Origin of the sequence: Cellulomonas sp. Root485, from assembly GCF_001426705.1 — a bacterium.
Classification (GTDB): domain Bacteria; phylum Actinomycetota; class Actinomycetes; order Actinomycetales; family Cellulomonadaceae; genus Cellulomonas.
In genome coordinates this window covers 549901-573938 of record NZ_LMFC01000001.1, presented here as the reverse complement: position 1 = coordinate 573938, position 24038 = coordinate 549901, and the positions used below count along the sequence as shown (strand labels likewise).

At 74.2% G+C, this 24038-nt stretch carries 17 protein-coding genes, 1 tRNA gene and 1 pseudogene; 8 read left to right on the top strand and 11 right to left on the bottom strand.

Going from position 1 to position 24038, the window contains the following annotated elements; all coding sequences use genetic code 11:
* The first annotated feature begins 99 nt into the window (after nucleotides 1-99).
* The gene (gene ligD, locus ASD16_RS02815; protein ID WP_055912521.1) at nucleotides 100-1065 is read left to right on the top strand and encodes a non-homologous end-joining DNA ligase; all 966 of its coding nucleotides are present in this window, start codon (nucleotides 100-102) and stop codon (nucleotides 1063-1065) included.
* A gap of 62 nt (nucleotides 1066-1127) precedes the next feature.
* On the opposite strand, the gene ASD16_RS02810 is transcribed toward ligD, so the two are convergent.
* Together ASD16_RS02810 and ASD16_RS02805 are read right to left on the bottom strand one after the other, a co-directional pair.
* Nucleotides 1128-1201: transfer RNA gene (locus ASD16_RS02810), tRNA-Met, on the bottom strand.
* A 99-nt stretch (nucleotides 1202-1300) separates the two neighbouring features.
* Nucleotides 1301-4297 carry a UPF0182 family protein gene (locus ASD16_RS02805; protein WP_055912519.1) on the bottom strand — a complete coding sequence of 999 codons (2997 nt, stop codon included), beginning with the start codon at nucleotides 4295-4297 and terminating at the stop codon, nucleotides 1301-1303.
* Nucleotides 4298-4444: 147 nt separating this feature from the next.
* Here ASD16_RS02805 and ASD16_RS02800 point away from each other — a divergent pair, with 147 nt between their 5' ends.
* The gene (locus ASD16_RS02800; protein WP_055912517.1) at nucleotides 4445-4990 is read left to right on the top strand and encodes a PPA1309 family protein; all 546 of its coding nucleotides are present in this window, start codon (nucleotides 4445-4447) and stop codon (nucleotides 4988-4990) included.
* Nucleotides 4991-5059: 69 nt separating this feature from the next.
* Here ASD16_RS02800 and ASD16_RS02795 read toward each other — a convergent pair whose 3' ends face one another.
* Together ASD16_RS02795 and ASD16_RS02790 are read right to left on the bottom strand one after the other, a co-directional pair.
* On the bottom strand, nucleotides 5060-6166 hold the full coding sequence (locus tag ASD16_RS02795; RefSeq protein WP_055915606.1) for a PDZ domain-containing protein: 1107 nt from the start codon (nucleotides 6164-6166) through the stop codon (nucleotides 5060-5062).
* 59 nt (nucleotides 6167-6225) lie between these two features.
* Nucleotides 6226-7317, bottom strand: coding sequence for an NAD-dependent epimerase/dehydratase family protein (locus ASD16_RS02790; protein ID WP_055912515.1), 1092 nt, complete (start codon nucleotides 7315-7317; stop codon nucleotides 6226-6228).
* Nucleotides 7318-7382: 65 nt separating this feature from the next.
* On the opposite strand from ASD16_RS02790, the gene ASD16_RS02785 reads away from it, so the two are divergent.
* Nucleotides 7383-8783: a zinc-dependent metalloprotease gene (locus tag ASD16_RS02785; protein ID WP_055912512.1), complete on the top strand. Its 1401-nt coding sequence runs from the start codon at nucleotides 7383-7385 to the stop codon at nucleotides 8781-8783.
* Nucleotides 8784-9018: 235 nt separating this feature from the next.
* On the opposite strand, the pseudogene ASD16_RS02780 reads toward ASD16_RS02785, so the two are convergent.
* Nucleotides 9019-9603 (bottom strand): annotated as a pseudogene (locus ASD16_RS02780) (YgjP-like metallopeptidase domain-containing protein); the annotation flags it as partial.
* Between the two features lie 191 nt (nucleotides 9604-9794).
* On the opposite strand from ASD16_RS02780, the gene ASD16_RS21995 reads away from it, so the two are divergent.
* The gene (locus ASD16_RS21995) at nucleotides 9795-9953 is read left to right on the top strand and encodes a DUF5679 domain-containing protein (protein ID WP_146844118.1); all 159 of its coding nucleotides are present in this window, start codon (nucleotides 9795-9797) and stop codon (nucleotides 9951-9953) included.
* Nucleotides 9954-10084: 131 nt separating this feature from the next.
* The gene (locus ASD16_RS02775; RefSeq protein WP_055912510.1) at nucleotides 10085-11104 is read left to right on the top strand and encodes a hypothetical protein; all 1020 of its coding nucleotides are present in this window, start codon (nucleotides 10085-10087) and stop codon (nucleotides 11102-11104) included.
* A 16-nt stretch (nucleotides 11105-11120) separates the two neighbouring features.
* Here the strand turns inward: ASD16_RS02775 and ASD16_RS02770 are convergent, their stop codons facing one another.
* The 3 genes from ASD16_RS02770 to ASD16_RS02765 all read right to left on the bottom strand — a co-directional run bounded on the left by ASD16_RS02770 (nucleotide 11121) and on the right by ASD16_RS02765 (nucleotide 13949).
* Entirely contained in the window at nucleotides 11121-11474 is a 354-nt protein-coding gene (locus tag ASD16_RS02770; RefSeq protein WP_055912508.1) for a WhiB family transcriptional regulator, read from the bottom strand.
* A 139-nt stretch (nucleotides 11475-11613) separates the two neighbouring features.
* Nucleotides 11614-11811, bottom strand: a complete 198-nt coding sequence (locus ASD16_RS21645; RefSeq protein WP_157453768.1) for a hypothetical protein — start codon at nucleotides 11809-11811, stop codon at nucleotides 11614-11616.
* Between the two features lie 137 nt (nucleotides 11812-11948).
* Complete coding sequence (locus ASD16_RS02765; protein WP_055912506.1) at nucleotides 11949-13949, bottom strand: ATP-dependent helicase; 2001 nt, start codon at nucleotides 13947-13949, stop codon at nucleotides 11949-11951.
* A gap of 159 nt (nucleotides 13950-14108) precedes the next feature.
* Between ASD16_RS02765 and ASD16_RS02760 the strand changes: the two genes are divergently transcribed.
* Entirely contained in the window at nucleotides 14109-14369 is a 261-nt protein-coding gene (locus tag ASD16_RS02760) for a mycoredoxin (RefSeq protein ID WP_055912503.1), read from the top strand.
* On the opposite strand, the gene nudC is transcribed toward ASD16_RS02760, so the two are convergent.
* A complete protein-coding gene (gene nudC / locus ASD16_RS02755) occupies nucleotides 14362-15342 on the bottom strand; it encodes an NAD(+) diphosphatase (protein ID WP_369817896.1) in 981 nt (326 codons plus the stop codon). The genes ASD16_RS02760 and nudC overlap by 8 nt on opposite strands.
* Nucleotides 15343-15472: 130 nt before the next feature.
* On the opposite strand from nudC, the gene ASD16_RS02750 reads away from it, so the two are divergent.
* Together ASD16_RS02750 and ASD16_RS02745 are read left to right on the top strand one after the other, a co-directional pair.
* The gene (locus ASD16_RS02750) at nucleotides 15473-16420 is read left to right on the top strand and encodes a phosphotransferase (RefSeq protein ID WP_055912502.1); all 948 of its coding nucleotides are present in this window, start codon (nucleotides 15473-15475) and stop codon (nucleotides 16418-16420) included.
* The gene (locus ASD16_RS02745; protein WP_055912500.1) at nucleotides 16417-17115 is read left to right on the top strand and encodes a tyrosine-protein phosphatase; all 699 of its coding nucleotides are present in this window, start codon (nucleotides 16417-16419) and stop codon (nucleotides 17113-17115) included. Before ASD16_RS02750 ends, ASD16_RS02745 begins: the two co-directional genes overlap by 4 nt.
* A 102-nt stretch (nucleotides 17116-17217) precedes the next feature.
* Here the strand turns inward: ASD16_RS02745 and ASD16_RS02740 are convergent, their stop codons facing one another.
* Nucleotides 17218-20781 carry an ATP-dependent DNA helicase gene (locus ASD16_RS02740; RefSeq protein ID WP_082570677.1) on the bottom strand — a complete coding sequence of 1188 codons (3564 nt, stop codon included), beginning with the start codon at nucleotides 20779-20781 and terminating at the stop codon, nucleotides 17218-17220.
* On the bottom strand, nucleotides 20778-23981 hold the full coding sequence (locus ASD16_RS02735; protein WP_082570560.1) for an ATP-dependent DNA helicase: 3204 nt from the start codon (nucleotides 23979-23981) through the stop codon (nucleotides 20778-20780). Before ASD16_RS02735 ends, ASD16_RS02740 begins: the two co-directional genes overlap by 4 nt.
* Nucleotides 23982-24038 lie beyond the last annotated feature (57 nt).

Genomic DNA, 24038 nt, shown 5'->3' with positions numbered 1-24038 from the left:
CGAGTTCCTGGCAAAGCTCTCAGGATCGAGCCGGAAGCGACCCACGGTGCGGGCCGCCCCCGTGCCGCCGCAGACGCATGCGGCGCGCTTGAATGAGGCATGGCCCCGGACCACTCCCCCGCTGTCGAGCTCGAGGTCGGCACCCGCACCGTGCGGCTCTCGAACCCTGACCGCGTGTACTTCCCCGCCAGCGGGGCGACCAAGCTCGACCTCGCGAACTACTACCTCGCCGTGGGTGACGGGATCGTGCGGGCGTTGGAGGAGCGTCCCTGCATGCTGCACCGCTACCCCACGGGCGTCGCCGGGGAGAAGGTGCACCAGAAGCGGTTGCCGCGCGGCGCCCCGCCGTGGATGGAGACGGTGGAGCTCTACTTCCCGCGCTTCGGCCGCACCGCCGACGAGCTGTGCGTGACCGAGCTGGCCCACGTGATCTGGGCTGTGCAGATGTCGACCGTCGAGTTCCACCCGTGGAACAGCCGCCGGGCCGACACCGAGCGCCCCGACGAGTGGCGCATCGACCTGGACCCGATGCCGGACTGCCCCTTCGACCGCGTGCGGCGAGTAGCGCACGTGGCGCGGGAGGTACTGGACGAGCTCGGCGCAGTCGGCTGGCCGAAGACCTCCGGCGGCTCCGGCCTGCACGTCTACGTCCGGATCACCCCCGAGCACGGGTTCACGGATGTGCGACGAGCGGCGCTCGCCTTCGCGCGGGAGGTGGAGCGCCGCGCGCCGGACGACGTCACCACCGCGTGGTGGAGACGCGACCGGGACCCGTCCCTGGTGTTCGTCGACTACAACCAGAACGCCCGCGACCACACCATCGCCTCGGCCTACTCGGTGCGCGGGACCCCGGAGGCCACCGTGTCGACGCCCCTGCGCTGGGACGAGATCGACGACGTCGATCCCCGCGACTGCACCCTGCACACGGTCCCCGCACGCTATGCCGAGCTCGGCGACCTCCATGCCGGCATCGACGACGCGGTCTTCGACCTGGCGCCGCTGCTCCAGTGGGCCGACCGCGACGAACGCGACGGCGCCCCCGCACTCCCGGACCACGACGAGTAGCCGGCCAGGGATCGAGAACGACGAAGGCCCGGACCAGCAGGTCCGGGCCTTCGTCTTCTGTGTAGCGGGGGCAGGATTTGAACCTGCGACCTCTGGGTTATGAGCCCAGCGAGCTACCGAGCTGCTCCACCCCGCGTCGGTGGTTACAACTTACCTCACCCCCCAGGGGGGACCAAATCGCGGGCGCCTGGCCGGTGGTGTCGTACGTCACCCTCCACCGGCCAGGCACCGTACGTCACTCGTCGAGCCGGGCCTCCGCCTCGAGGGCGCTCTGGACGGCCTGGTCGAGCCGCTGCTGCGCCTCGCCGTAGGCGGCGAAGTCGTTGCGCGCCAGCGCGGACTGGCTGTCGGCGATAGCTTCCTTGGCCTGCTGCAGCGCCCGGTCGAGGTCCGCACGGGCGGTCGCGTCCGTGCCGGTGCCGGTGCCGGTGCCGGTTCCGGGGTCGGTCGGCGCAGGCGTCGCTCCGTCGGTCGGTTCGGGCGTCGGTTCGTCCGTCGGGGGCGTACCCGCGTCGGGGTCGGTCCCGGCGTCGCCGGCGTCGGCACCCGAGTCGCCGCCGAACACCTGGTCGAGGGCACCGTCGAGGGTGTCCGCGAACCCGATGTCGTCACCGAACGCGACGAGCACGCGCTGCAGCAGCGGGAACGTGGTGCCGGACCGGGCCTGGACGTAGACCGGCTGCACGTACAGCAGGCCACCGCCCATGGGCAGGGTCAGCAGGTTGCCGCGAACCACCTGCGAGTCGCCACGGCCGAGGATGTTCAGCTCGTTGGACACGTCCGGGTCGGCGACGAAGTTGTTGTTCACCTGACCGGGTCCGGGGACCGTCGAGTCGCGTGGCAGCTCGAGCAGCCGCATCTTGCCGTAGTCCGGCGACGGCTTCCCGTCCTCGTTCCCGGCCTCGGCGTCGACCGCCAGGTACCCGGTGAGCACGTTGCGCGCGTTGGTGCCGGTCGGGATGAACGACGACATCAGCGAGAAGCTGGCCTCGTCCTGGTCCGGCATCCGCAGCGTCAGGTAGTACGGCGGCTGCGGGACGGCGACGCTGCTCGTCGGGTCGTTCGGGTTGGCCCAGAAGTCGTTGCCGGAGAAGAACTGGCCGGCGTCGGTCACGTGGTACCGGGCGAGCAGGCTGCGCTGCACCTTGAACAGGTCCTCGGGGTAGCGCAGGTGGCTCATGAGGCTGCCCTTGATGGAGGACAGTGGCTCCAGCGTGGACGGGAACACCGAGTCCCACGCCTTGAGGATCGGGTCCTCGGCGTCCCAGGCGTACAGCGTGACCGAGCCGTCGTAGGCGTCGACCGTGGCCTTGACCGAGTTGCGGATGTAGTTCGCCGTCTTCGGCTGGAGCGCCTGGATGGTCTCGGACGACTCGGTGAGCGAGTCCGTCGTCGCGTCGTCGAGGGACTTCGGCTCGGAGTACGGGTACTGGTCCGACGTCGTGTAGCCGTCGACGATCCACTTGACCCGGCCGTCGACCACGGCGGGGTACGCGCGGCCGTCGAGCGTCAGGTACGGCGCGACCTTCTGGACGCGGTCGCGGGGGTCACGCTCGTAGAGGATCTGCGAGTCGCTGGTTACGCGGTCGGAGAAGAGGATCTGCTCGGACCCGAACTTCAGCGCGTAGAGCAGCTTGGTCAGCGGGTTGCCGATCGACGGGCCGGCGGAGACGTCCTGCGTCGGGAACGTGCTGTTGACGGCACCCTCGGAGTCGTCGGCCGGGTAGTCGAGCTCCCACGCCCGGGTGCCCTCGGGGGCACCGACGATCGAGTAGAGCGGGGCCTTCGGGCTGAAGTAGATGCGCGGCTCGTACTCGCCCATCTGCCCCGTCGACGGGATGCCGCCCTCCCAGAAGTTGGGGGCGCCGCGACCGGCGGTCGTGTTGCCGTAGGCGGCGACGACGCCGAACCCGTGCGTGTAGACCGTGGTGTCGTTGGTCCAGTTGCGCTGCTGCGCGTCGAGCCCCTCGAGCGACAGCTCGCGGACGGCGATCACCGTGTCGCGGCTCTCCCCCTCGACCTCGTACCGGTCCACCGACAGCGAGTCGGGGAAGTCGTAGAACGCGCGGATCTGCTCGAGCTGCTTGAACGACGGGCTGACGATCTGCGGGTCGAGGAGCCGGATCGAGGCCGTGGTGTCGGCGTCGGCGCGCAGTGCGCCCGCCTCCGCCGTGACCTCGGCGTTGTAGTCGGTCTTCTCGACGTCCTCGAGGTCGTACGCGTCGAGGGTGGCGCCGATGTTGCGCTGGATGAACTCCGCCTCGGCGTCCTGCTGGTTCGGCTGCACCTGGAAGCGCTGGACGACGGCAGGATAGATACCGCCGACGGCCACGGCCGCCACCACCATCAGACCGACGCCGATGGCGGGGAGGCGCCAGTTGCCGCGGATCGCGGTGACGATGAACATGACCGCGACGAAGATCGCGATGCCCGCCAGGATCGCCTTCGACGGGATGACGGCGTGCACGTCGGTGAACGAGGCGCCCGCGAACTTGCGGCCCGTCTTCGTCAGGATCGAGTACCGGTCGAGCCAGTAGCTCGCCGCGATGAGCAGCATCAGCAGGGCCGCGATGACCGACAGCTGGATGCGCGCCGCCCTCGTCGTCCGCGGCGCACCGCCGCGCTGACCCCCGACCCGCAGGCCGCCGTAGAGGTACTGGGTGGCCAGGGCGCCGATGCCGGACAGCACGACGACCGCCATGAGGAACGACACGACGAACCGCAGCCCGGGCAGCGTGAACAGGTAGAAGCCCAGGTCGATGCCGTACTGGGGGTCGGTCTTCCCGACCGACCCGCCGTGCATCCACAGCTGGATGGTCTGCCACTGCTGCGACGCGGCGGCACCGGCGAACAGACCGAGGACCGCGGGGCCGACGATCATGACCAGCCGGCGCAGCGGCTCGATGGCCTCGCGGTACTGGTCGAGGTTCGCCTGCTCCTGCGTGGACGGCGCGTACACGGGCCGGGACCGGTAGCCGAAGTTGAGGCTCCAGTAGACGGCGCCGCCCATGACGAGGAAGCCGAGGACGAACAGGATCGCGCGCGTGCCCCACTCGGTGCGGATCACGTTGCCGAACCCGAGCTGCTGGTACCAGAGGACCTCGGTCCACACCTGGGCCAGGATCAGCACGGCGACGACGAGCACCCCGAGGACGACGAGCGTGGGGGCGAGCGCTCCGCGTCGGCGCGGACGCGCCGGGCTCGGGCGGGGCGGCGGGCTTCCGAAGGTCACGGCGTGGCAGTCCTCGTCGTCGGCAACAGGTGAGCACGTTCGGCAGGGTCACGACCGTGCCGGGCGGCGTACACGGGACGCCGCCACTCGCACGGGAGAACGTGCCGGTCGAGGCACAGGTTCCCACAGGAATGGGACCATGAACCTGTGAGTGAACCCTCCCCCGACCTGGCCGCGCTGGCCGAATCCGTCCGCGAGATCGAGCAGCACGTCGCCGAGGCCGGCTGGGACGGCCCTGTGCGGGTGTTCGCGCTGGTCCGGACGCAGGAGATGCTGCGCACCGAACCCGGCCTCGCCACCCAGCTCGACCCGACCGTCCTGGCCGCCGCCCGGTCGCAGCCGTCGCACCTCACCTCCGTCGAGCAGGAGGAGCTGCCGGCTGCTCCCGACCTCGAGACGCTGCTCGCGGGACTGTCGTGGCCGGCGACGGTGGACGGGATGGCCGTCACCGTCGAGCGCGTCGTCCTCCCGCCGGCCGCCGAGGAGGCGATGCCGCAGGACACCGAGGCCGCGCTGGAGTACCTGCTGGCCCACCCCGAGAGGCAGGACGTGCGGCTCGTCGTGGGCGCGCTGCGCGGCGGCCCGTCCTGGTGCGCGGTGCGCAGCCGCACGAACGACTCCGCCGACCAGGTCGGTCAGGGACCGGACCTGGTGCCGGGGCTGGTCGCAGCGGTCCGGACCACGCTCGAGTAGCACGCCGTCGGGCTGGCTCCGCCGCAGGTCGTCGACGGCCGAGCCAGGATCGTGCGGGCTGTCGCAGGGCTAGCTCGTGCAGGTGGGCAGGTCGTCGACCGCGCCGGCACCGATCGCCGTCATGGCCTCACGCGCCTCGTGCAGGGTCGCGATGCTCACCACGCGCAGACCGTCCGGCACGTGGTCGACCACCTCGTCGCAGTTCGCGGCCGGAGCCAGGAACCACGTCGCGCCGTCCCGCGTCGCGCCCGCGAGCTTCTGCCGGATGCCGCCGATGGGACCGACCTCGCCGGTCACGTCGATGGTGCCGGTCCCCGCGATGTCCTTGCCGTTCGCCTCGTCCTCCGGCGTCATCTTGTCGATGATGCCGAGCGCGAACATGGTCCCGGCGCTGGGACCGCCGATGTCGTCGATGCTGATGGTCACGTCCACGGGCATGTCGAACGCGGGGTCGATGAACACCCCGATCTGCGCGCCACCGTCGGGCTTCTCGGTCGTCACGATCGGGATGTCGACCGCCTGCCCGTGCCGACGGACCGTGAGCGTCACGGTGTCCCCGGCCTGGACGTCGTCGAGCAGCCCGATGAGCCCCTGGTAGTCGGGGACGGCGGTCCCGTCGAGGGCGACGATGACGTCCCCCTCCTCGACCTTGCCCTCCGCGTCGGACCCCTCGACCGTCCCGGCGACGACGAGCGTCGCGGGGACCTCGTAGCCCAGCTCGGTGAGCGCTGCGACGGCGGCGTTCTCCTGCGAGGACACCATCTCCGCGGTGTTCGACTCGTCGATCTCGTCCTGCGTCCGGTCCGGCGGGTAGAGCAGCTCGACCGGCTGGACCACCACCCAGGGCGACAGCCAGCCCTGCACGACACCCACGACGCTCGACGGGAACCCCGGTCCGCCCGTCCCGGACACGGTGGTCAGCCGCAGCTCACCGGTCGAGTCGAACGTCTCGGCGCCGGAGATCTGGATCAGCGGGGTGCCGTCGTGCTCGCCCAGCACGTTGCGCGTGGGCCCGGGGCTGCTGATCGCGTAGGGCACGGGGAGCACCACGAGCACGGCGAGCAGCAGCGCGGTGGCCATCATGCCCACGGAGAGGGTCAGCGACCGAGGGCTGATGCGGTCGGGCTGACCGAGGTCGTCATCGACGTCGGGCGGTGAGGTGGGCTGGTCGAGCACGCCCACATCATCCCCCGGCTCGGCACCTGTCCCTGCACCCGCTCCTGCACCCGCGTCGCTCACGGCCGCCGCCGGGCCCGCGCCTGGCGCCACACGGCGGCGGTTCCGATGAGGGCGACCGCCGCCCCTGCCGCCCCGAGCGCCGCCGCGTCGCGGGTGCCGACACGTCGTCCGGCCACGGCGACCCGGCCCTGCACGCCCTCGAGCAGCACGTCCAGGCAGTCGGCGCTCGACCAGCGCGGGACCCAGCCCGCCTCGCGCAGACGGTCGGCGGCGACGGTCCACGGGTAGACGACGAACGCGAGCTCTGAGGCCGGTGCGGGCAGGACCCCTACGCGGTGGAGCCGCTCGGCGGTGCCGAACGCCGTGGCCGCGGCCAGCTCGACCCGCCGCATCCCAGCGGCCGCCTCGACCTGCGCGGGCTCGAGCACGTCGTCCGCGCCGACGGCGAGGACCCCTGCCAGCCGGTGCGTCACCGCGAACTTGGCGGCGGACGCCAGGTCCTCGACGTGCACGAACTGCCACTGCCGGACCGCGCCGCGGACCGTCAGCAGGCGGGGCGCCTCGAAGTGCCGCGTCACGAACGTGTCGATCCCCACCCCGACCACCGCTGCCGGACGCAGCACCGTCACGAGCGGAGCCTTGCGGCGCCGGGCACGCTCGAGCACCGCCTCCGCCGCCAGCAGGTCGCCGACGAGGCCCTCGCGGGCCGCCTCGTCGGCCCGCGGGAGCGGGTCGGTGTCGTGGATGACGGGACGGTCCGCCCACGCTCCGTGCACGACGGCCGACCCGATCGCCACGACGTGCCGGGCCCCGACGGCCCGCGCCGCGCCCACGACACGCTGCGTGTGCGCGACGACGGCCGCCTCGTGCTCGCGACGTCCCTTCACGGACGAGCCGACGAGGTCACCCGGGTGCGCGACGAGCACCACGACGGTGGCACCGACCAGGGCGTCGTGCGGAGTGTCGACGGGGACCTCGTCGATCGTCCGCACGCCCTCGCCCCACGCGGCGGCGACCGCGGTCGCGATGGGTCCACGACCGACGACGACGACGTCGTCGGGCTCGGCCGCGCGCACCGCGTCGGCCGGGCTCGTCGACGGGCTGCTGCGTCGCGTGCTGCGCCCTGAGCGAATCTGCTCGCCCACCATCCCTCGTTCCTGTGCTGCGCGGTTACCGTGGTTCGCAGCCGGCCCTATCGTCGCAGGAGGTCCACGTGAGCCCCGACAACTCCGCCGTCCCGGGAGCCGATGGCGGCGTGCCCGCCTGGGAGCAGGTGATGCGCGCGATGCTCGGAGACGGCGCCGACGAAGCGATCCGTGAGCTGCAGGAGCGCGGGTTCGACCCCGGCGCGATGGCCGCTGCATCCGGGCTGCCCGACGACCCCGCCGCTCTCCAGCAGGTGTTCGCGCAGGTCCAGGCCCTGCTCGCCGCGTCCGGCGACGACCCGGTCAACTGGCAGATGGCCCACGACCTCGCCCGGCAGCAGGCCGCGGCCGGCGGAGACCCGTCCCTGACCACCGCCCAGACACGCCAGGTGCTCGACGCGCTCGCCGTCGCCGAGCTGTGGCTGGACGCCGCCACCGACCTGCCACCGTCCACCGGCACGCCCCGGGCGTGGAGCCGCGCGGAGTGGGTCGAGGCGACCCTGCCGACGTGGCGCACGCTGACGGAGCCGGTGGCGTCCTCGCTGTCGATCGCGCTCGTCGGAGCGCTCGGCGGTGCACTGCCCGACGGTGGCCCGGAGGACCTCACCCTCCCCGGCGGCATCGAGCCCAGCCAGCTCCTGCGCCAGCTCGGCTCAGCCGTGTTCGGCATGCAGGTGGGCCAGGCGGCGGGCACGCTCGCGCACGAGGTGTTCGGCACCACCGACATCGGGCTCCCGCTGCTCGACCGGCCGACGCCCGCGCTCGTGGCGGCGAACGTCGACGCGTTCGCCGAGGGGCTCGACGCACCCGCCGAGGAGGTCCGCCTGTTCCTCGCCCTGCGCGAGGCCGCGGCCACCCGCCTGTTCACGCACGTGCCGTGGCTGCGGGCGCACCTGCTCGCCACCGTGGAGGCCTACGCGCGCGGCATCACCATCGACGCCGACCAGCTCGAGGAGGCCGTGCGCTCGATCGACGTGACCGACACCGCGGCGCTCCAGCAGGCGTTGTCGGGTGGCGTCTTCGCGCCGCACACGACGCCGGCGCAGAAGGCCGCGCTCGAACGGCTGGAGACCGCGCTGGCACTGGTCGAGGGCTGGGTCGACGAGGTCACGGCCACCGCAGCGCTCCCCCACCTGCCGCACACGATGGCGCTGCGCGAGATGATCCGTCGCCGCCGCGCCGCCGGAGGGCCGGCCGAGCAGACGTTCGCCAACCTCGTCGGTCTCGAGCTGCGGCCCCGCAGGCTCCGCGACGCCGCGGCGCTGTGGGCGCAGATCACCCGTGACAACGGGGCGACCGCACGCGACGCCGTCTGGGACCACCCCGACCTGCTGCCCGGCACCGAGGACCTCGACGACCCCGCCGGCTACGCCGCGCGCCGGGCGACCGCCGTCGACGACGCCGCCGAGGTGGACCGCGCCCTGGCGGAGATCCTGGGCGAGGACCCGGACGCCGGTCCGACCGCCTGATCGCCTCCGCACGGCGTACACCACGGCTGCCGTCGGGAACCCGACGTCGGCCGCGCGCTCGAACCCCTCACGTCGGTCGACCGCGCTCCGCGGTCTCAGCTGTGGTGCTCGGACCCCAGTCGTCGAGCTCCAGCTCCAGCTGACCGACCGGGCCGCCGTCGGTGTCGTCGTCGGACGGGAAGTCGTCGACGTCCACCTCGTCGGCCACGACCCCGTCCGGCTCCTCGATCCCGCCGTCGTCGACCTCGTCCCTGCCCGCGTCCCCCACGTCGTCGTCGGCCCCAGGTTCGCCGGGCGGGGTGTGCGCGCCACGCTCCGCCGCGTACGCGTACCCCTCGAGGAACCCGCGGGCGCGCAGGGTGCGCGGGTAGGCGTCGAGCTCCGCCCAGAACTCCGGCCCGTGCCCGGCGTGCAGCAGGTGCGCCAGCTCGTGCAGCAGCACGTAGTCGAGCACCCACCGTGGCATCCCGCGCACGCGGTCGGAGATCCGGATGGTGCCGTCCGACGGCGTGCAGGACCCCCACCGCCGACCCTGGTTGGTGGACCACCGGACCGTCGTCGGCCGCGCCCGCCCGCCGAGGTACTTGGCGGACAGGTCCGTCGCCCGCGACATCAGCTCGTCGTCCGACGGTCGGCGCCGCCGTTCCTGCGCCGCGAGCCGGGCCAGCATCCGGCGCACCCACTCGTGCTCCTGCGCCCGCGTGAACCGCGCGGGGATGGCCACGATCGTCCGGTCGCCCTCGCGCCAGGCCGTCACCGTGCGCACGCGCTTGCGTGAGCGGCGGATCTCGACCTGCGACAGGTCCTGCGTGGGCTGCACGGAAGAACGCTAGCGCGCAGGGCCCACGCGCCCGCGTTCACCCGTGGCCGCACGGCGCGTCCTGCACGATTCCGCGGGCTGTGGGCGCCTCGGCTACTACTGTGAAAGCCGCGCGGACGTGGCAGCACCACCACGCCCGGCCGCCGGCCGGCGGTTTCCCGGTCCGGTGCAGGACACCGAGGGAGGGCACCATGGCTGAGACGTATGCAGGCGAGTTCTACTGCGTGAAGTGCAAGGAGAAGCGCCAGGCGGAGGGTGACGTCGTCGTCTCCGAGTCTGGCCGCAGGATGGCCAAGGCCGTCTGTCCGGTCTGCGGCACCAAGCTCAACCGGATCCTCGGCAAGGCCTGAGCTTTCTCCTCGTCGCCCGAGGGCATCGTCCGTCCGGACGGTGCCCTTCGGCATGTCCGGGGCTGTGGATGACCGGCACGGCGTGTCCGCCGACGCTGCGACAGTGACTCCCTCGTCCTGAAGGGAGCCCCATGCGACTGCGCGCCGGGCTGCGGGTGCTGCGACGCACGGCCACCGAGGTCCAGGTGGGCACCGACCCACGCTGGGCCGTCCGCCTGCCCGACCTCACCCCCGCCGAGGCGGACCTGCTCCAGTCCGTGGACACGCGCACGGACCTGACCGAGGTCACACGTCTCGTCGCCGGACGCGACGTGGAGCCGGACCGGGTGCGTGCGCTCGTCGACGTGCTGGTCGAGGCGCGGCTCACCACGGCCGGTCCGTCCAGGGCCGACCTTCGCGGACCGGCGTCGGTCGACGCGGCAGTGTGGTCCCTCCTGCGCGCTGACGGGAACGGTGCGGACGTGGTCCGGGCGCGCGCGGACAGGGTCGTCGCGGTCCTGGGGCTCGGACCGACCGGGCTCGGCATCGCGGTCGGACTCGCGGCGGCGGGGGTCGGCACCGTGCTGGTCGACGACGAACGGCCGGTGCGCTCGACGGACGTCGGCGTGTGCGGCTACCGGTGGGCCGACGCCGGCTCGGTGCGCGAGCACGTCACGGCGAGGCTGCTGCGCGACGTCGCCCCGCACGTCTCGACCGCCTCGGACCGCGCACCGGACGTCGTGGTCCTCGTCGAGGACAGGGTGGCGGACCCCCGGCGCGGCCCGGTCCTCGTCGCCGGTGGCATCACCCACCTCGGCGTCGTCGTGCGCGAGGCCGACACGGTCGTCGGCCCGTTCGTCGTGCCCGGCGCCGGCCCGTGCCTGCGCTGCCTCGACCTGCACCGCACCGACTCGGACGCGTCATGGCCCACGATCGCCGCGCAGCTGCACGCCGGGGACGTCGCCGACGAGTCGGGACTGGTCGCCGCAGTCTGCGCCGGTCTCGGTGCCGCGGCCGTGCTCGCGCACCTCGACCGGGTCCCCGGCCTCGCACCGGGCACCACGCTCGAGGTGGCACAGCCGGACGCGGTGCCGCGCAGACGCACGTGGGCGGTGCACCCCGAGTGCGGGTGCACCGCCCTCCCGGCGTCGCTGGTGGGCGCGCCGGGCTGAGTCGCCCTTGCCGCCGTCAGGCGGCCGGGGCCGCGTTCTTCCGGGGGCGACCACGACCACGCTTGGTCGCGACCACCACACCGCCGACGAACACCTCGCCACCCCACACGCCCCACGGCTCGGCGCGGTCGATGGCGCCTGCCAGGCACCCCTCCATCAGCGGGCACTCGCGGCACAGGGCCTTGGCCTGCTCGACCTCGGCGGTCCGCTCGGCGAACCAGAGCTCGGGGTCGCCCGCCCGGCACGGGATGAAGTCGGCGACGAGCTGGTCGAACGTCTGGCGGTCGTCGGTCGTCGAAGTGCTGTCGGTGACGGGCCACGGGCCGGATCCGCCATGGTTCACCGTGTCGAGCAGCGTCGTGAGCCGCACGATGTCCTCCTGATGTCCTTGCTGGTGAGCGTGTTGCGTCGGTGCCGGACCGACTGCCAACCCGTTCACCCGACTCATCGGGAGAACAGAAAGGCCGCGGGTCCGAGTTCGGACTCCGCGGCCTGTGCCTCGTTCGAGGTCAGATCATGGGAGTCCGGATCAGGTACGTGCGGGGATCGGTCGCCGTGCGACGCTTCGACCCGCCGATCGGCTCGAGGGCGCTGCCGCCGATGGGCAGAGCGATCCCCTGGAACCGGAACGTGGTGGGCGCGACGGATCGCGGCAGGAACGCGTGAGCGTTCGCCGTGTCGATCATCTGGTTCTTCAATGCACCCACCCCCTCTCCGGTTCGGACCCTCGCCTGTCGGCGCGGTCCCTCTACAAGGACGTCGCCCAGACTAGAACTGGCTTTGCACGGGGGACAACCGAATAAACGAACTTTCGCCGACGAGTTTCTGCCATCGCCCGATCGGCTCAACGAGCGGGCGCTCGCACGGTCGCGCGCACCGCCGCCAGCACGTCCTCGCCGATGTCCGCGAGAGTCATCGGACCGACGCCACGGACCGCGCCGAGCTCCTCGAGCGTGCCGGGGCACCGTTCCGCGATCGCGCGGATGGTCGCGCTGGTCAGCACCGACGCGGGCTGGCGACGCAGCTCCGCCGCGTGCGCGTCGCGCCAGGCGGTCAGGCCGTCGACCACCGCCTGCTGGCGCACGTCGAGATCGCGCCGCGGGACGCCCGGCCGACGGCGCTCGTCGGGCCACAGGTCCGTGAGGAACCGCGACACCCCTCGGCTCGCCCGCGCCCGAGGATGGCGGGCGCGGGAGTACGACAGCTGCAGGTGCTCGCGCGCGCGGGTGATCCCGACGTAGAGCAGGCGCCGCTCCTCGGCCACGGTCGCGTCCGTCTGCGCCTGGACCGTCGGCAGGAGACCGTCCGACAGCCCCACGAGGAACACCGCGTCCCACTCGAGACCCTTGGCGGCGTGCAGCGACGCGAGCGTCACGCCTTCGACGGTCGGCGCGTGCTGAGCCGCCGCACGCTCGTCGAGCTCGGCGACGAGGTCCGCGACGGTGGGCGGCCCGTCGCCCGTCGGGGGGGCTGCAGCGAGGGCGTCGGCCAGCGACACGAGTGCCTGCAGCGCGTCCCAGCGCTCGCGGCTCGCTCCCCGGCCCTCCGGCGGAGCATCCGTCCAGCCCGCGCTGCGCAGGATGTCCCGGACGGACTCCGGCATGGGCGTCCCCGGGTCTGCGGAGCGCGCCCCGCCCCGCAGCAGCACCATCGCCTTGCGCACGTCCGCACGAGCGAAGAAGCGGGCGTTCCCGCGCACCTGGTACGCGATCCCCCGGTCCGCCAGCGCCGCCTCGAACGCCTCCGACTGCACGTTGGTCCGGAACAGCACCGCGATCTCGGCCGCCGGCACGCCCCCACGGACCAGCGCCGCGATCGCGTCGGTGACGCCCGCGGCCTCCGCATCGTCGTCGGGATAGGTCACGTAGGAGACGTCGGGCCCGTCGGGCCGTTGCGCCCGCAGCTCCAGCGGCACCGGTCCGCCTGCCTTGCGCGACGCGTGCATCACGTGGTTGGCCAGCGACACCACCTGCGGGGTGGAGCGGTAGTCCCGGACGAGCTCGACCGTCGTCGCGCGCGGGTACGTCCTGGTGAACGTCGTGAGGTGGTGGGCCGACGCGCCGGCGAACGAGTAGATGGTCTGGCTCGGGTCACCGACGACGCACAGCTCCTGCCGGCCGCCCAGCCACTGGTCGAGCAGATACTGCTGGAGCGGGCTGACGTCCTGGTACTCGTCGACCACGAAGTGCTGGTACTGCTCCCGCACCGAGTCGGCGACGTCGCGCCGCTCGGCCAGCATGGCCGCGAGCAGGAGCAGCACGTCCTCGAAGTCGATGACGCCCTGCTGGTCCTTGGCGGACTCGTAGGCGGCCATCAGGCGGGCCACCGACTGCGGGTCGGTGCCGCCGGGCCCGGGGCGGTCCGTCGCGGCGGCGGCCTTCGCGTAGTCGTCCGGGGTGACCAGGCTGACCTTGGCCCACTCGATCTCGGAGGCCAGGTCCCGCACGCTCTCCCGGTCCGTCTCCAGACCGACGAGCTGCGCCGCGTGCGCGACGAGCTTCACCTTCTGCTCGAGGATCCGGGGCGGCGGACCACCCACGACCTTGGGCCAGAAGAACCCGAGCTGCCGCAGCGCGGCCGCGTGGAACGTGCGGGCCTGGACACCGGGCGCGCCCAGCAGCCGCAGACGGGTGCGCATCTCCCCGGCGGCGCGGGCGGTGAAGGTCACGGCCAGCACGTTGGCCGGGCGGTAGGCGCCGACCTGGATGCCGTACGCGATGCGGTGCGTGATCGCCCGCGTCTTGCCCGTCCCCGCACCGGCGAGCACGCGCACGGGTCCCCGGAGCGTGGTGGCGACGGCACGCTGCTCGGGGTCGAGGGCGTCCAGGAGGGCTTCGGCGGACATCGGGCACAGTCTCTCAGCACCGGCCGACACCCCCGTCGCCACCCTGTGCACATCGGGTACCGTCACCCGTCCGCGCGACGCGGGAAGAAGCCGAGGGGTGTGAACGTTGCTGCCCTGGGCGACGATCTCGCCCGACCGCTTCCGACCACCGAGGGACCGATGACCACGCAGACCCTGCCCGACGCCGGCACCATCACGATGTACTCCACGACGTGGTGCGGCTACTGCCGCCGGCTGAAGACGCAGCTCGACTCCGAGGGGATCGGCTACACCGAGGTCAATATCGAGGAGCACCCCGACGCGGCGTCCCTGGTCGAGTCCCTCAACGACGGGAACCAGACGGTGCCCACTGTCGTGTTCCCCGACGGGTCCGCGGCGACGAACCCGTCGCTCGCGCAGGTCCGCGCCCGGCTCAGCTGAGCGTTCCCCCGAACCACTCCTCGACCAGCGCCCGCGCGATCGACGCGCGTCCCGGCGGGATCACGTCGCCCGACCGCACAGCCTCGGCGAGCTCGTCGCGGGAGAACCAGCGCGCCTCCGTGAGCTCGACGCCGTCCACCGTCACGTCCGTGGAGAGCGCGTGGGCGCGGAAGCCGATCATGAGCGACGCCGGGAACGGCCACGGCTGGCTCCCCCGGTAGGAGACCTCACCCACGAGCACCCCGGTCTCCTCGGCCACCTCGCGGCGCACGGCGTGCTCGAGCGACTCCCCCGCCTCCACGAAGCCCGCGAGCGTCGACCACCGCCCGGCCGGCCAGTGCGCCGCGTGCCCGAGCAGGATCCGGTCGTCGGCGTCCACGACCGCCATGATCACGGCGGGGTCGGTGCGCGGGTAGTGCTCCGATCCGTCGTCGACGCACACCCGGGTCCAGCCGGACTGGGCGACCCGGGTCCGCGCACCGCAGCGCGGGCACCGCGGGTGCCGGGCGTGCCAGGCGTCGAGCGCGACGGCGGTGGTGGCCAGTCCCGCCTCGTGCGCGGTCAGGTCCGCACCGATGTCCCGCAGCGGCGTCCACGTCAGCCCGTCGGGAAGCCCCGAGGCGGTCGGGGGTCCGACCTCGGTCGGTACCGCGTGGACCAGGACGTCGGACGCCTCCCCCACCCGGGGCGCCGGCCGGCGGTCCGGGACCCGCAGGGCGAGGTACGTCTCGCCATCCTCACCACGACCGAGCAGGAGCCAGCCGTCGTCGTCCGACGCGGGCACCCGGACCTCGGACGGCGGCAGCAGCGCCACCCGCGAGCCCGTCGTGGTGACGACCGCGCCGTCGCACACGAGCAGCACGCGGGTCGCGTCGTCGGTCAGCGCGGCGGCGACGAACCCGTCGTCGGTCCGCGAGAGAGCAGCACGGTCGACACCGGCACGGGACAGCGGCAGGTCATCCGGAACGATCACGCCGGTCACCGTACGCGGCGGCGGCGGAGCCTGCGCACGGGACCGCAATCAGGCGCGACGGGAGCAACCGGACGAAGACACGCCGAGCGGCTCGCCCAGGACCGCTCCGTGGCCCACCTATCCTGGGCGGGTGGTTCGATCCCCTCTCGCCCTCGCCGCGCTGGCGACCGTCGCCGTGCCGGGACTCGACGCCTACGACGTCCGGCGGCCCGCACAGCCCGGGTCCGACTTCGACACGGCGGTCGTGATCGACGCCCACCGCAACCGCTGGGTGGTCCGCGCACCGCAGCACGCAGCGGCCGGCGCCGCGCTCGAGGCCGAGGTCGTGCTCCTCAGCATGCTCGCCGCCGAGACCGACCGCGGGAAGCTCCCCTTCGCCGTCCCCGCACCCGTCGGGTTCGCGCACCTGCCCGAGGGCGGTCGAGCGGCCGTGCACACCGAGATCCCCGGCGAGCCGCTCCGTCTGGACCGCCTCCGCCCCGGGCCGGGCCTCGCCGCCGACCTGGGTCGCGCGATCGCCGCGGTGCACGAGCTCCCCACCAGCCTCGTCGAGAACGCCGGCCTGCCCGCCTACGACGCCGGCGGGTACCGCGACCGCCGCCAGGCCGAGGTCGACGAGGCAGCGCGCACCGGAAAGGTGCCGCCCGCGCTGCTGCGGCGCTGGGAGGACCGGCTCGAGGACGTCGCCCTCTGGCGCTTCCGGCCGACCGTCACCCACGGCGACCTCACCAGCGAGCGGGTCCTGGTGCACGGCGAGAAGGTCACCGGCATCCTGCACTGGGGCGACGCCTGCGTGGCGGACCCCGCCGACGACCTCGCCTGGCTCCTGGTGGCGGCGGACCCGGACACCACCGACTCGATCATGGAGGCGTACCAGCTGCGCCGGACCGAGCTCACCGACCCGCACCTGGCCGAGCGCGCACTCCTCGCCGGAGAGCTCGCGCTGGCCCGGTGGCTGCTCTACGGCGTGCGCACGCAGGACCCCGAGATCATCGACGACGCCGTCGCGATGCTGGAGGACCTCGACGCCCACACGCGCGAGGACCAGGGCGCCGAGGCCGAGTCCCTGCTCGCGTGACCGACCGTTCCGTCACCTGGGGCGGGCTGCACAACGCGCGCGACCTCGGAGGTCTGCCCGCCGGCACGACCGTCACGCGCTCGGGGCGCATCTTCCGCACCCCGCGCCTGGACGGACTCGACGAGCAGGGCTGGTCGGAGCTGGTCGACGCGGGGGTGCGGACGATCGTCGACCTGCGCAACCCGCACGAGATCGCGCCCCTGCCGCTGCCGACCGGCGTCACGCGGCACCACCGCCCCGTCGAGGTGTGGGAGGACCGCGAGTTCATGGCGCGCTGGGGCGAGGTGCTCGACTCGCCGGAGTACTACCGTGCGAACCTCGACGCCTGGCCGGAACTCATCGTCGCGGCCGTCCGCGCCGTCGCGAACGCCCCTGAGGGCGCGGTCGTCATCCACTGCTCGGCAGGTCGGGACCGGACCGGTCTGGTGACCGCGCTCCTGCTGTCGCTGGCCGGGGTGCCGCAGGAGACGATCGTCGAGGACTACACGCTCGCCGTCGCCGCGATGAACGACTACGCGCTGGCCGGGCACGGGGACGAGACGGGGCGCTCCGACGACGAGCTCGCGGCACGGCTGGCCGAGGTGACCGGGCACCTGCGCGCCTTCCTGTCCGACCTCGACGTCGCCGGATACCTGACGGAGCACGGGCTGTCCGCCGACGAGCTCGCACGCGTGAGGGCTCGACTGCTCGACTGAGCCGTGTGGGGGGGCATCCGGGTGCCGAGCCCCGTGATGACGGGGGCGACGTGCGAGGGAGTCGCGGGGGCCCGTGCCGCGCGGCCCTGGCAGCGAACCTGCTCAGTCGGCGTCGAAGAGCGTGGGGGCGGCCGGTTGTGACGTCCGGCGCGGCGGACGGGCCTTCGCGCCCTCCCACCCCGGGCGGCGGCCGGTAGGCGCGTTCGTCCTCGATCCCCGCCGGTTGGGCCTCGGTTCGACCGCGCCGACGGCCTGCGCGTCCTGGGCCTGCGTCGCGGTGCGCAGCAGGGCGGTGATCTCGGCCTCGTCGAGCAGCCGCTCCGGGTACACGGTCGCGCCCGCACCGACGTAGCAGAACGCCGCGCGCACCCGGTCGAGCGGGGTGCCGGTCCAGCGCGACCACGCGAGCCGGTAGACGGCGAGCTGGAGCTCGCGGGACGCCCGCGCGGCGTCGTCCTTCGGCGGGGCGCCGGTCTTCCAGTCGACGACGACCACGGCAGGCTGCTCGGCGCCGTCCGCGTCGGGGTCGGGGAAGACCGCGTCGATGCGGGAGCGCAGCACGTAGCCGTCGACCGAGATCTCGATGTCCACCTCGACCGCCACGGGCGACCGGTCCGCCCACTCGGTCGCCAGGAACGCGTCCCGGAGCGCCTGCTCGTCGACGTCGAGGGTCGCCGAGTCGTCGTCCGCGCCCGGCAGCGCGTCCACGTCCACCAGGGAGGCGCTGCCGTACCAGCCCTCGACCCACGCGTGGAAGCGGGTGCCCCGGCGAGCCTGCGGGGACGGTTCGGCCGGCACCGGTCGGCGCAGGTGCTGCGCGAACTCCCCCGGGTCGCTCTCCAGCCTGACCAGCGCCGATGCCGACAGGTGCGCCGGGAGCTCGACGTCGCCGGAGGGTCTGCGCACCCGCTCGCGCTCGGCGAGCAGCCGGTCGGCGAGCACGTCCCACGGGTGCGCGTCGGTCGGCTCGGTCGGGGACGAACCGTCGACGACGGTCGACTCGTCGTACGCCGCCATCGCCTCGCGGACGCGCGCGGCGGCCTCCTCGACGTGCGTGCGGCGGCTCGGCCCGACCTCGGCACCGAAGGGGTCCGCGGGCCAGGTCGCGCTGAGCACGAGCGAGGCGCGTGGGTTGGTGCCGTTCTCGTCGGGCACCTCGTCCCAGCCGCCCGACTCGACGAGCCCGGCCTCGGCGAGCTCGGTGAGGAACACGGAGACCTTGCGCACGCGGGTGCCGTCACCCCACCACGCCGCGGTGAGGAGCAGGTCGGAGCGGGCGCGGGTCAGCGCGACGTAGACGAGACGACGTTCCTCGGCGACCTGGTGGTCGCCGGCGTCGAGGACGAACTGCTTGCGTCGCTCCTCCAGCTCCTTGGGGTCCTCCGCACCGGCGTACGCGAAGACCGGCAGGTCGTGGCGGTCGCCGCGCAGCGGGTACGGCAACGAGCCGAGGCCGGTCAGCCACGCCGAGTCCTTCGGGCCGTCCTTGCCCTGGGTCGCCGTCGCCGGCAGACCGCCGTCGACCAGGCCCGCGACCGCGACGACGTCCCACTCGAGGCCCTTGGCCGCGTGCACGGTGATGAGCTGGACGGCGTCGGGATCCGGCTCGGATACCGGCATGTCGAGGCCGTTCTCCCGGGTGTCGGCCGCCTCCAGCCAGGCGAGGAAGCCGCCGAGGTTCGGGTGGTCGGCGGACCGGGCGAACTCGACGGCGACGTCCCGGAACGCGTCCAGCTGCGCGCGCGCCCGGCCCGGCGAGGTCCGTGCGCGCGCGGCGACCTCGATGTCGAGCCCCAGCAGCCGCTCCGCCTCACCGACCAGCTCGGGCACCGACAGGTAGCTGTGCGCGCGCAACGCCCGCAGCGTCAGGGCGAGGTCCGCCAGCCGCGCCCGGCCGACCGCACTGAGGGTCCGCCCGCCGCGGCTGGTCCAGCCCTCGGCGGGGAGCTCCGTGATCGCGTCGAGCGCGTCCACGATGCTGCGCTCGTCGACCGCGTCGGCCTCGACGACCACGTCGGCGGACGCGTCGGCACTGGCGGCGGAGAGGTCAGCGCCGGCGGACACGTCGACCTCCGGCCGGCGACCGCGGGTCCGCGTGCTGCCACCGTGCCGCGCGGCCAGCTCGCCGGACCAGGCCGCGAGCGCGTGCAGGTCGGACGCGCCGAGCCGCGTGCGGGCGCCGGTGAGCAGGCGCATGAGCGCGTCGCCGCGCGACGGGTCGTGCGCGGTCTGCAGGAGGGCCACCAGGTCGACCACCTCGGGCGCGGACAGCAGCCCGCCGAGGCCGACGACCTCGACCGGCAGCCCTGCGTCGCGCAGGGCCCGACGCAGGGTCTCGAACTGCGACCGCTTCCGGCAGAGCACGGCGGCGGTGACCCGGTCGCGGCCCGGCCCGGCCGGCTGCCAGCGGTCGCGGACGAACCGCGCGACGGCACGCGCCTCGTCCTCGACGGTCTCGGCGACGTGGGCGTGCACACGGCCCTCGCCGGCGCCGGGACGGGCGGCGAGCACCGGCACCGCCACGCGGGTCGCCGACGCGCGCAGGGGGGTGGCGACGTGGTTGGCCGCCGCGAGGATCAGACGGTCGTTGCGCCAGGACGTGGACAGCTGGTGCACGTCGGCCGGCGCGCGCGAGCCGTCGGCATGGACCTGCGGGAAGGACGTCGGGAAGCCCTCCAGGCCGCCCGCGCTCGCTCCACGCCACCCGTAGATCGACTGGTTCGGGTCTCCCACCGCCGTCACCGGGTGCCCGCCGCCGAACAGTGCGCCGAGCAGGGTCAGCTGCGCGTAGGACGTGTCCTGGTACTCGTCGAGCAGCACCACCCGGAACCGCTGCCGCTCTCCGGCGCCGACCTCGGGCACGTCGAGCGCGAGCCGGGCCGCGAGCGCCACCTGGTCCCCGAAGTCGATCGCGTCGGCGGCGCGCTTGCGGGCGCGGTACTCGGCGACGAGCTCGAGGACGCGCACGCGCTCCCCCAGCGACCGCAGCAGCTTCTTGACCTCCGCGTACGGCTCGCGCGGCGGCGTGCCCGGCGGCGTCGCGGCGAGCGCCTCGAGGATCGACTCGATCCCGGACCGGGCCTGGGCCGCGTCGAGCAGGTGCTCGTCCAGCGCACCTGACAGGACGAGCACCGCCTCGATCACCGTGGAGGTCGCGGCGTCGGTGTCGAGGTCGTCGCTCCATGCCTCGACCACCTCGGAGGCCAGCTGCCACTGCGCGGCCTCGCCGAGCAGCCGCGCAGACGGGTCGAGGCCGAGCCGCAGCGCGTGGTCGGACACGAGGGAGGCCGCGTAGGAGTTGTACGTGGAGATCGTCGGCCGCGCGAGGCCCGCCAGCCCGTCGGTCCGTGCCGCGTCGACCGTGCCCCCGAGCGTCACTCCCTCGGCCGCCGCCGCCCGGGCGAGCGTGCGCAGACGCTTGCGCACACGCTCCGCGAGCTCGCCGGCGGCCTTGCGGGTGAACGTCAGGCCGAGCACCTGGTCGGGCTCGACGATGCCGTTGGCCAGCAGCCAGACGACCCGCGCGGCCATCGTCTCCGTCTTGCCCGACCCGGCACCCGCCACGACGAGCGACGGTCCGAACGGCGCCTCGATCACGACGCGCTGCTCGGGGGTGGGCGGCGGCTGCCCGACCAGGGCAGCGATCTGTGCCGCGGACAGCGTCATGCGACCACCTGTCCGCCCTCGCCACGGACCGGGCACGAGCGCCGGACCGGGCAGCGGTCGCACAGGTCGTTCGCGGTCGCCTGGAACGTGGACGCGGCCATCTTGTCGGCCACCTGGTCGACCATGGTCCGCGCCCAGCTGGGTCCGTCGACCTCGGGGCCGAGCGGCTCCTGGGACCGGGTCACCGCGGTGGCGCCCGTGCCGAGGAACACGAGCTGCGCGCCGCCGCTCGTCGTCCCGTCGGGGAGCCCGTCGAACGCGCCCGCGTCGACCGCGAGCTGGTAGGCACCCAGCTGCGGGTTCTCGGCGGCCTTGCTGACGCTGGGCGGGCTGGCGCCGGTCTTGAGGTCGACGACCCGCACGACCGGCCCCGTCCCGCTGCCATCGTCGAGCAGCTCGATGCGGTCGACCGACCCGCGCAGCGACGCCCGGTCGGTGTCGACGGCGAACGCACCCTCGACCAGGAGCGGCTCGCCGGCGGTGCGCAGGTACACGGCGAGCCGGTGCACCATCGTGTCGGCCTTGCGCCGCGTGGCCAGGGCCGGCCAGCCGGTGCCGAGACCGAGCTCCGCCCACCTGCGGTCGAGCGCCGCCGACAGCTCGGCCTCGGTGCCCTGCGGATGCTCCTGCGCGATCGCGTGCAGCAGCGTGCCGAGGTTCTGGCCGCCGCTGGCGGTCGACGTGCCACCGGCGGCCTCCAGCGCCCAACGCAACGCGCAGCGCTGCGCGGTCTCGACCTTGGACGGGGAGACGGGCACGCGGGTGCCCGCGTCCCACAGGGGCGCGTCGCTGGACGGTGCGGCGAGGCCGTACCACTGCGCCGGGTCCGCACCGGGCACGTCGGCCGTCGCCAGTCGCGCGAGCGTGCGCGCCGCCGCCGGGTCGGGCTCGCGGCCGTCGACCACGGCCTGCTCGAGGTGCGCCCGCAGCTGCGAGACGAGGCCGCGCAGGTCCAGCGGCGCGGGCACGCTCGTGCGCCGGGTCTCGCCCTCGTCGTCGGACGGGTCCACGAGCTCGAGGAACGGGGACGGCTGCTGGTCGACGTCGTCCACGGCCGTCACCAGCAGCGAGCGGCGGGCGCGCGAGCACGCGACGGCGAACGACCGGAGCTCGTCGGCCAGGACCGCGTCCCGCGCGGCCGCCGCTGTCTCGGCGTCGTCGGCCGTGCCAGGCACCGCGCGGCCGGCCACGACGTCGACCAGCGCCTGCGCACCCAGGAGCGAGTCCCGCAGCCGCAGGTCCGGCCACGCACCCTCCTGCACCCCCGCGACGACGACGAGGTCCCACTCGCGGCCGGCGGCCCCCGCGGGCGTCAGCACCTGCACGGACTCGCGACGAGCACGGGCCGCCAGGGAGTCCGACGGGAGGTCCTGCGCCTGGAGCCAGTCGACGAACGCGCCCGGTGCCGAGCGGGGCATGCGGTCCACGAACGTCTCGGCGGCACGGAACAGCGCCAGCACTGCGTCCAGGTCACGGTCGGCCCGCTCCCCCGCCGCACCCCCGGCGAGCGCGGACCTGCGCCACGGCTCGGCCTGCTCGGCCGCGCTCCACAGCGCCCACAGGACGGTCTGCGCGTCGGCGCCCGCCACGGCGGCAGCCCGCCGACCCGCCTCGAGGACCCGGGCCAGACGGGCCACCGGACGCGCGCCCGGGACCTCGGTGACCTCGCCGGACCAGAGCGCCTCGACGAGCAGTGCGTCGCTGGTCCGACCGCCCCCCTGCGCCAGCTCCTGGGCGCGCAACGCCCGACGGACCCGGCGCAGACCGACCGTGTCGAGGCCACCGAGCGGCGAGCACGCCAGCCGCGCCGCGGTGGCGGCGTCGAGAGGCTCGGCGCCGACGCACACACGCATGGCGTCCAGCAGCGGCCGCGCCGCCGGCTCCTCGCGCAACGGCACGTCGCTGCCCAGCACGCTCACCGGAACCGACGCCCCCGTCAGGGCGCGCCGCAGCGCGGTCACCTGGGCGCCGGACCGCGCCACGACGGCCATCTGCGACCACGCCACCCCGCGCTCGACGTGCGCGCTGCGCAGCGCGTGCGCCACGAACGCCGCCTCCTGCGCCGTGCTGGGCAGCACGGCCACCCGGACGTCCCCGTCGCCGGGCCGGGCCGGGACCGCCCTCCGGTGCTGCACGGCGCCGACCGCACCGACGCGCTCCGCGACCCGACCGACCACCGCCCGCAGCCCGGCGTCGTGCCGCCACGCGGTGCGCAGCACGATCGTGCGCGCACCGAGCTCGCCGGGTCCCGGCCCCCGCACCCCTGCCCGTCCGACCAGCGACGGCGTCGCGCCGCGGAACGTCTGCACGGCCGCGTCCGGGTCCGCCAGCAGCAGCACCCGCGCGCCGTCGTCGGCGAGCACCCGCAGCAGGCGGGCCGTGGCCGAGGTGCTCTCCTGGTAGTCGTCGACGACGACCAGCCGCCAGCGCGGGCGCACCGCCCCGGAGACCTCGTCCTCCCAGGTCAGCAGCGCCTGCGCGGCCTCGTCGACGACGACCGCCGGATCCAGCCTGGCCCCCAGGTCGGGGGTGCCGGCGCGCAGCTGCACGACGTCGAGGTACTCCTCGTACAGCCGCGCCGCACTGGCCCAGGCGGGCCGGCGGTGCGCGTCGGCGAGAGCAGCGAGGTCCACCGGGGTCAGGCCACGCTCGGCCGCGCGCATGAGCAGGTCGCGCAGCTCGTCGCGGAAGGGGCGCAGGCCGAGCACGTCGGGCCGGACCTCGGGCGGCCACGCGAGCGGCACCCCCTCACCGGCGGCGTGGCCGGCGAGCAGGTCACCGAGCAGCAGGTCCTGCTCGGCGCCCGAGACCAGCGTCGGGGCCGGGTCGCCCAGGAGGGACGCGCGCGCCCGGAGCACCGAGAACGCCGCCGCGGCCGCGGTCTGCACGAGCGGCCGGCCCGACGTCCGGCGCAGCCGCGCGGACACCCGGTCCCGCAGGTCCGCCGCCGCACGCCGGCCCGACGAGAGGACCAGCACGTCCTCCGGGGACAGTCCCCCCTCGACCGCGGCGACGACCGTCTCGAGCGCGACCGTGGTCTTGCCGGTCCCCGGCGCACCGAGCACGAGCACCGCGGGATCGTTCGCGGCGACCGCCGCAGCCTGCTCGGGATCCAGCTCCACGAGGGCGCCGGCACCGTGACCGGGGACGTCCGCGAAGGCCGGTCGCACGAGGCGCAGGGCGTGCGGGGAGCCGGTCACGCGACGATCCCATCACGAGCCACCGACACCCTGGCGCACGACCCGCGCGCACCGGTG

Coding starts and splice junctions, on each gene's coding strand:
- ligD (WP_055912521.1), top strand. CDS start 100: ATGGCCCCGGACCACTCCCCCGCTGTCGAGCTCGAGGTCGGCACCCGC.
- ASD16_RS02790 (WP_055912515.1), bottom strand. CDS start 7,317: ATGGTGGGCGAGCAGATTCGCTCAGGGCGCAGCACGCGACGCAGCAGC.
- ASD16_RS21995 (WP_146844118.1), top strand. CDS start 9,795: ATGGCTGAGACGTATGCAGGCGAGTTCTACTGCGTGAAGTGCAAGGAG.
- ASD16_RS02775 (WP_055912510.1), top strand. CDS start 10,085: ATGCGACTGCGCGCCGGGCTGCGGGTGCTGCGACGCACGGCCACCGAG.
- ASD16_RS02765 (WP_055912506.1), bottom strand. CDS start 13,949: ATGTCCGCCGAAGCCCTCCTGGACGCCCTCGACCCCGAGCAGCGTGCC.
- ASD16_RS02760 (WP_055912503.1), top strand. CDS start 14,109: ATGACCACGCAGACCCTGCCCGACGCCGGCACCATCACGATGTACTCC.
- ASD16_RS02740 (WP_082570677.1), bottom strand. CDS start 20,781: ATGACGCTGTCCGCGGCACAGATCGCTGCCCTGGTCGGGCAGCCGCCG.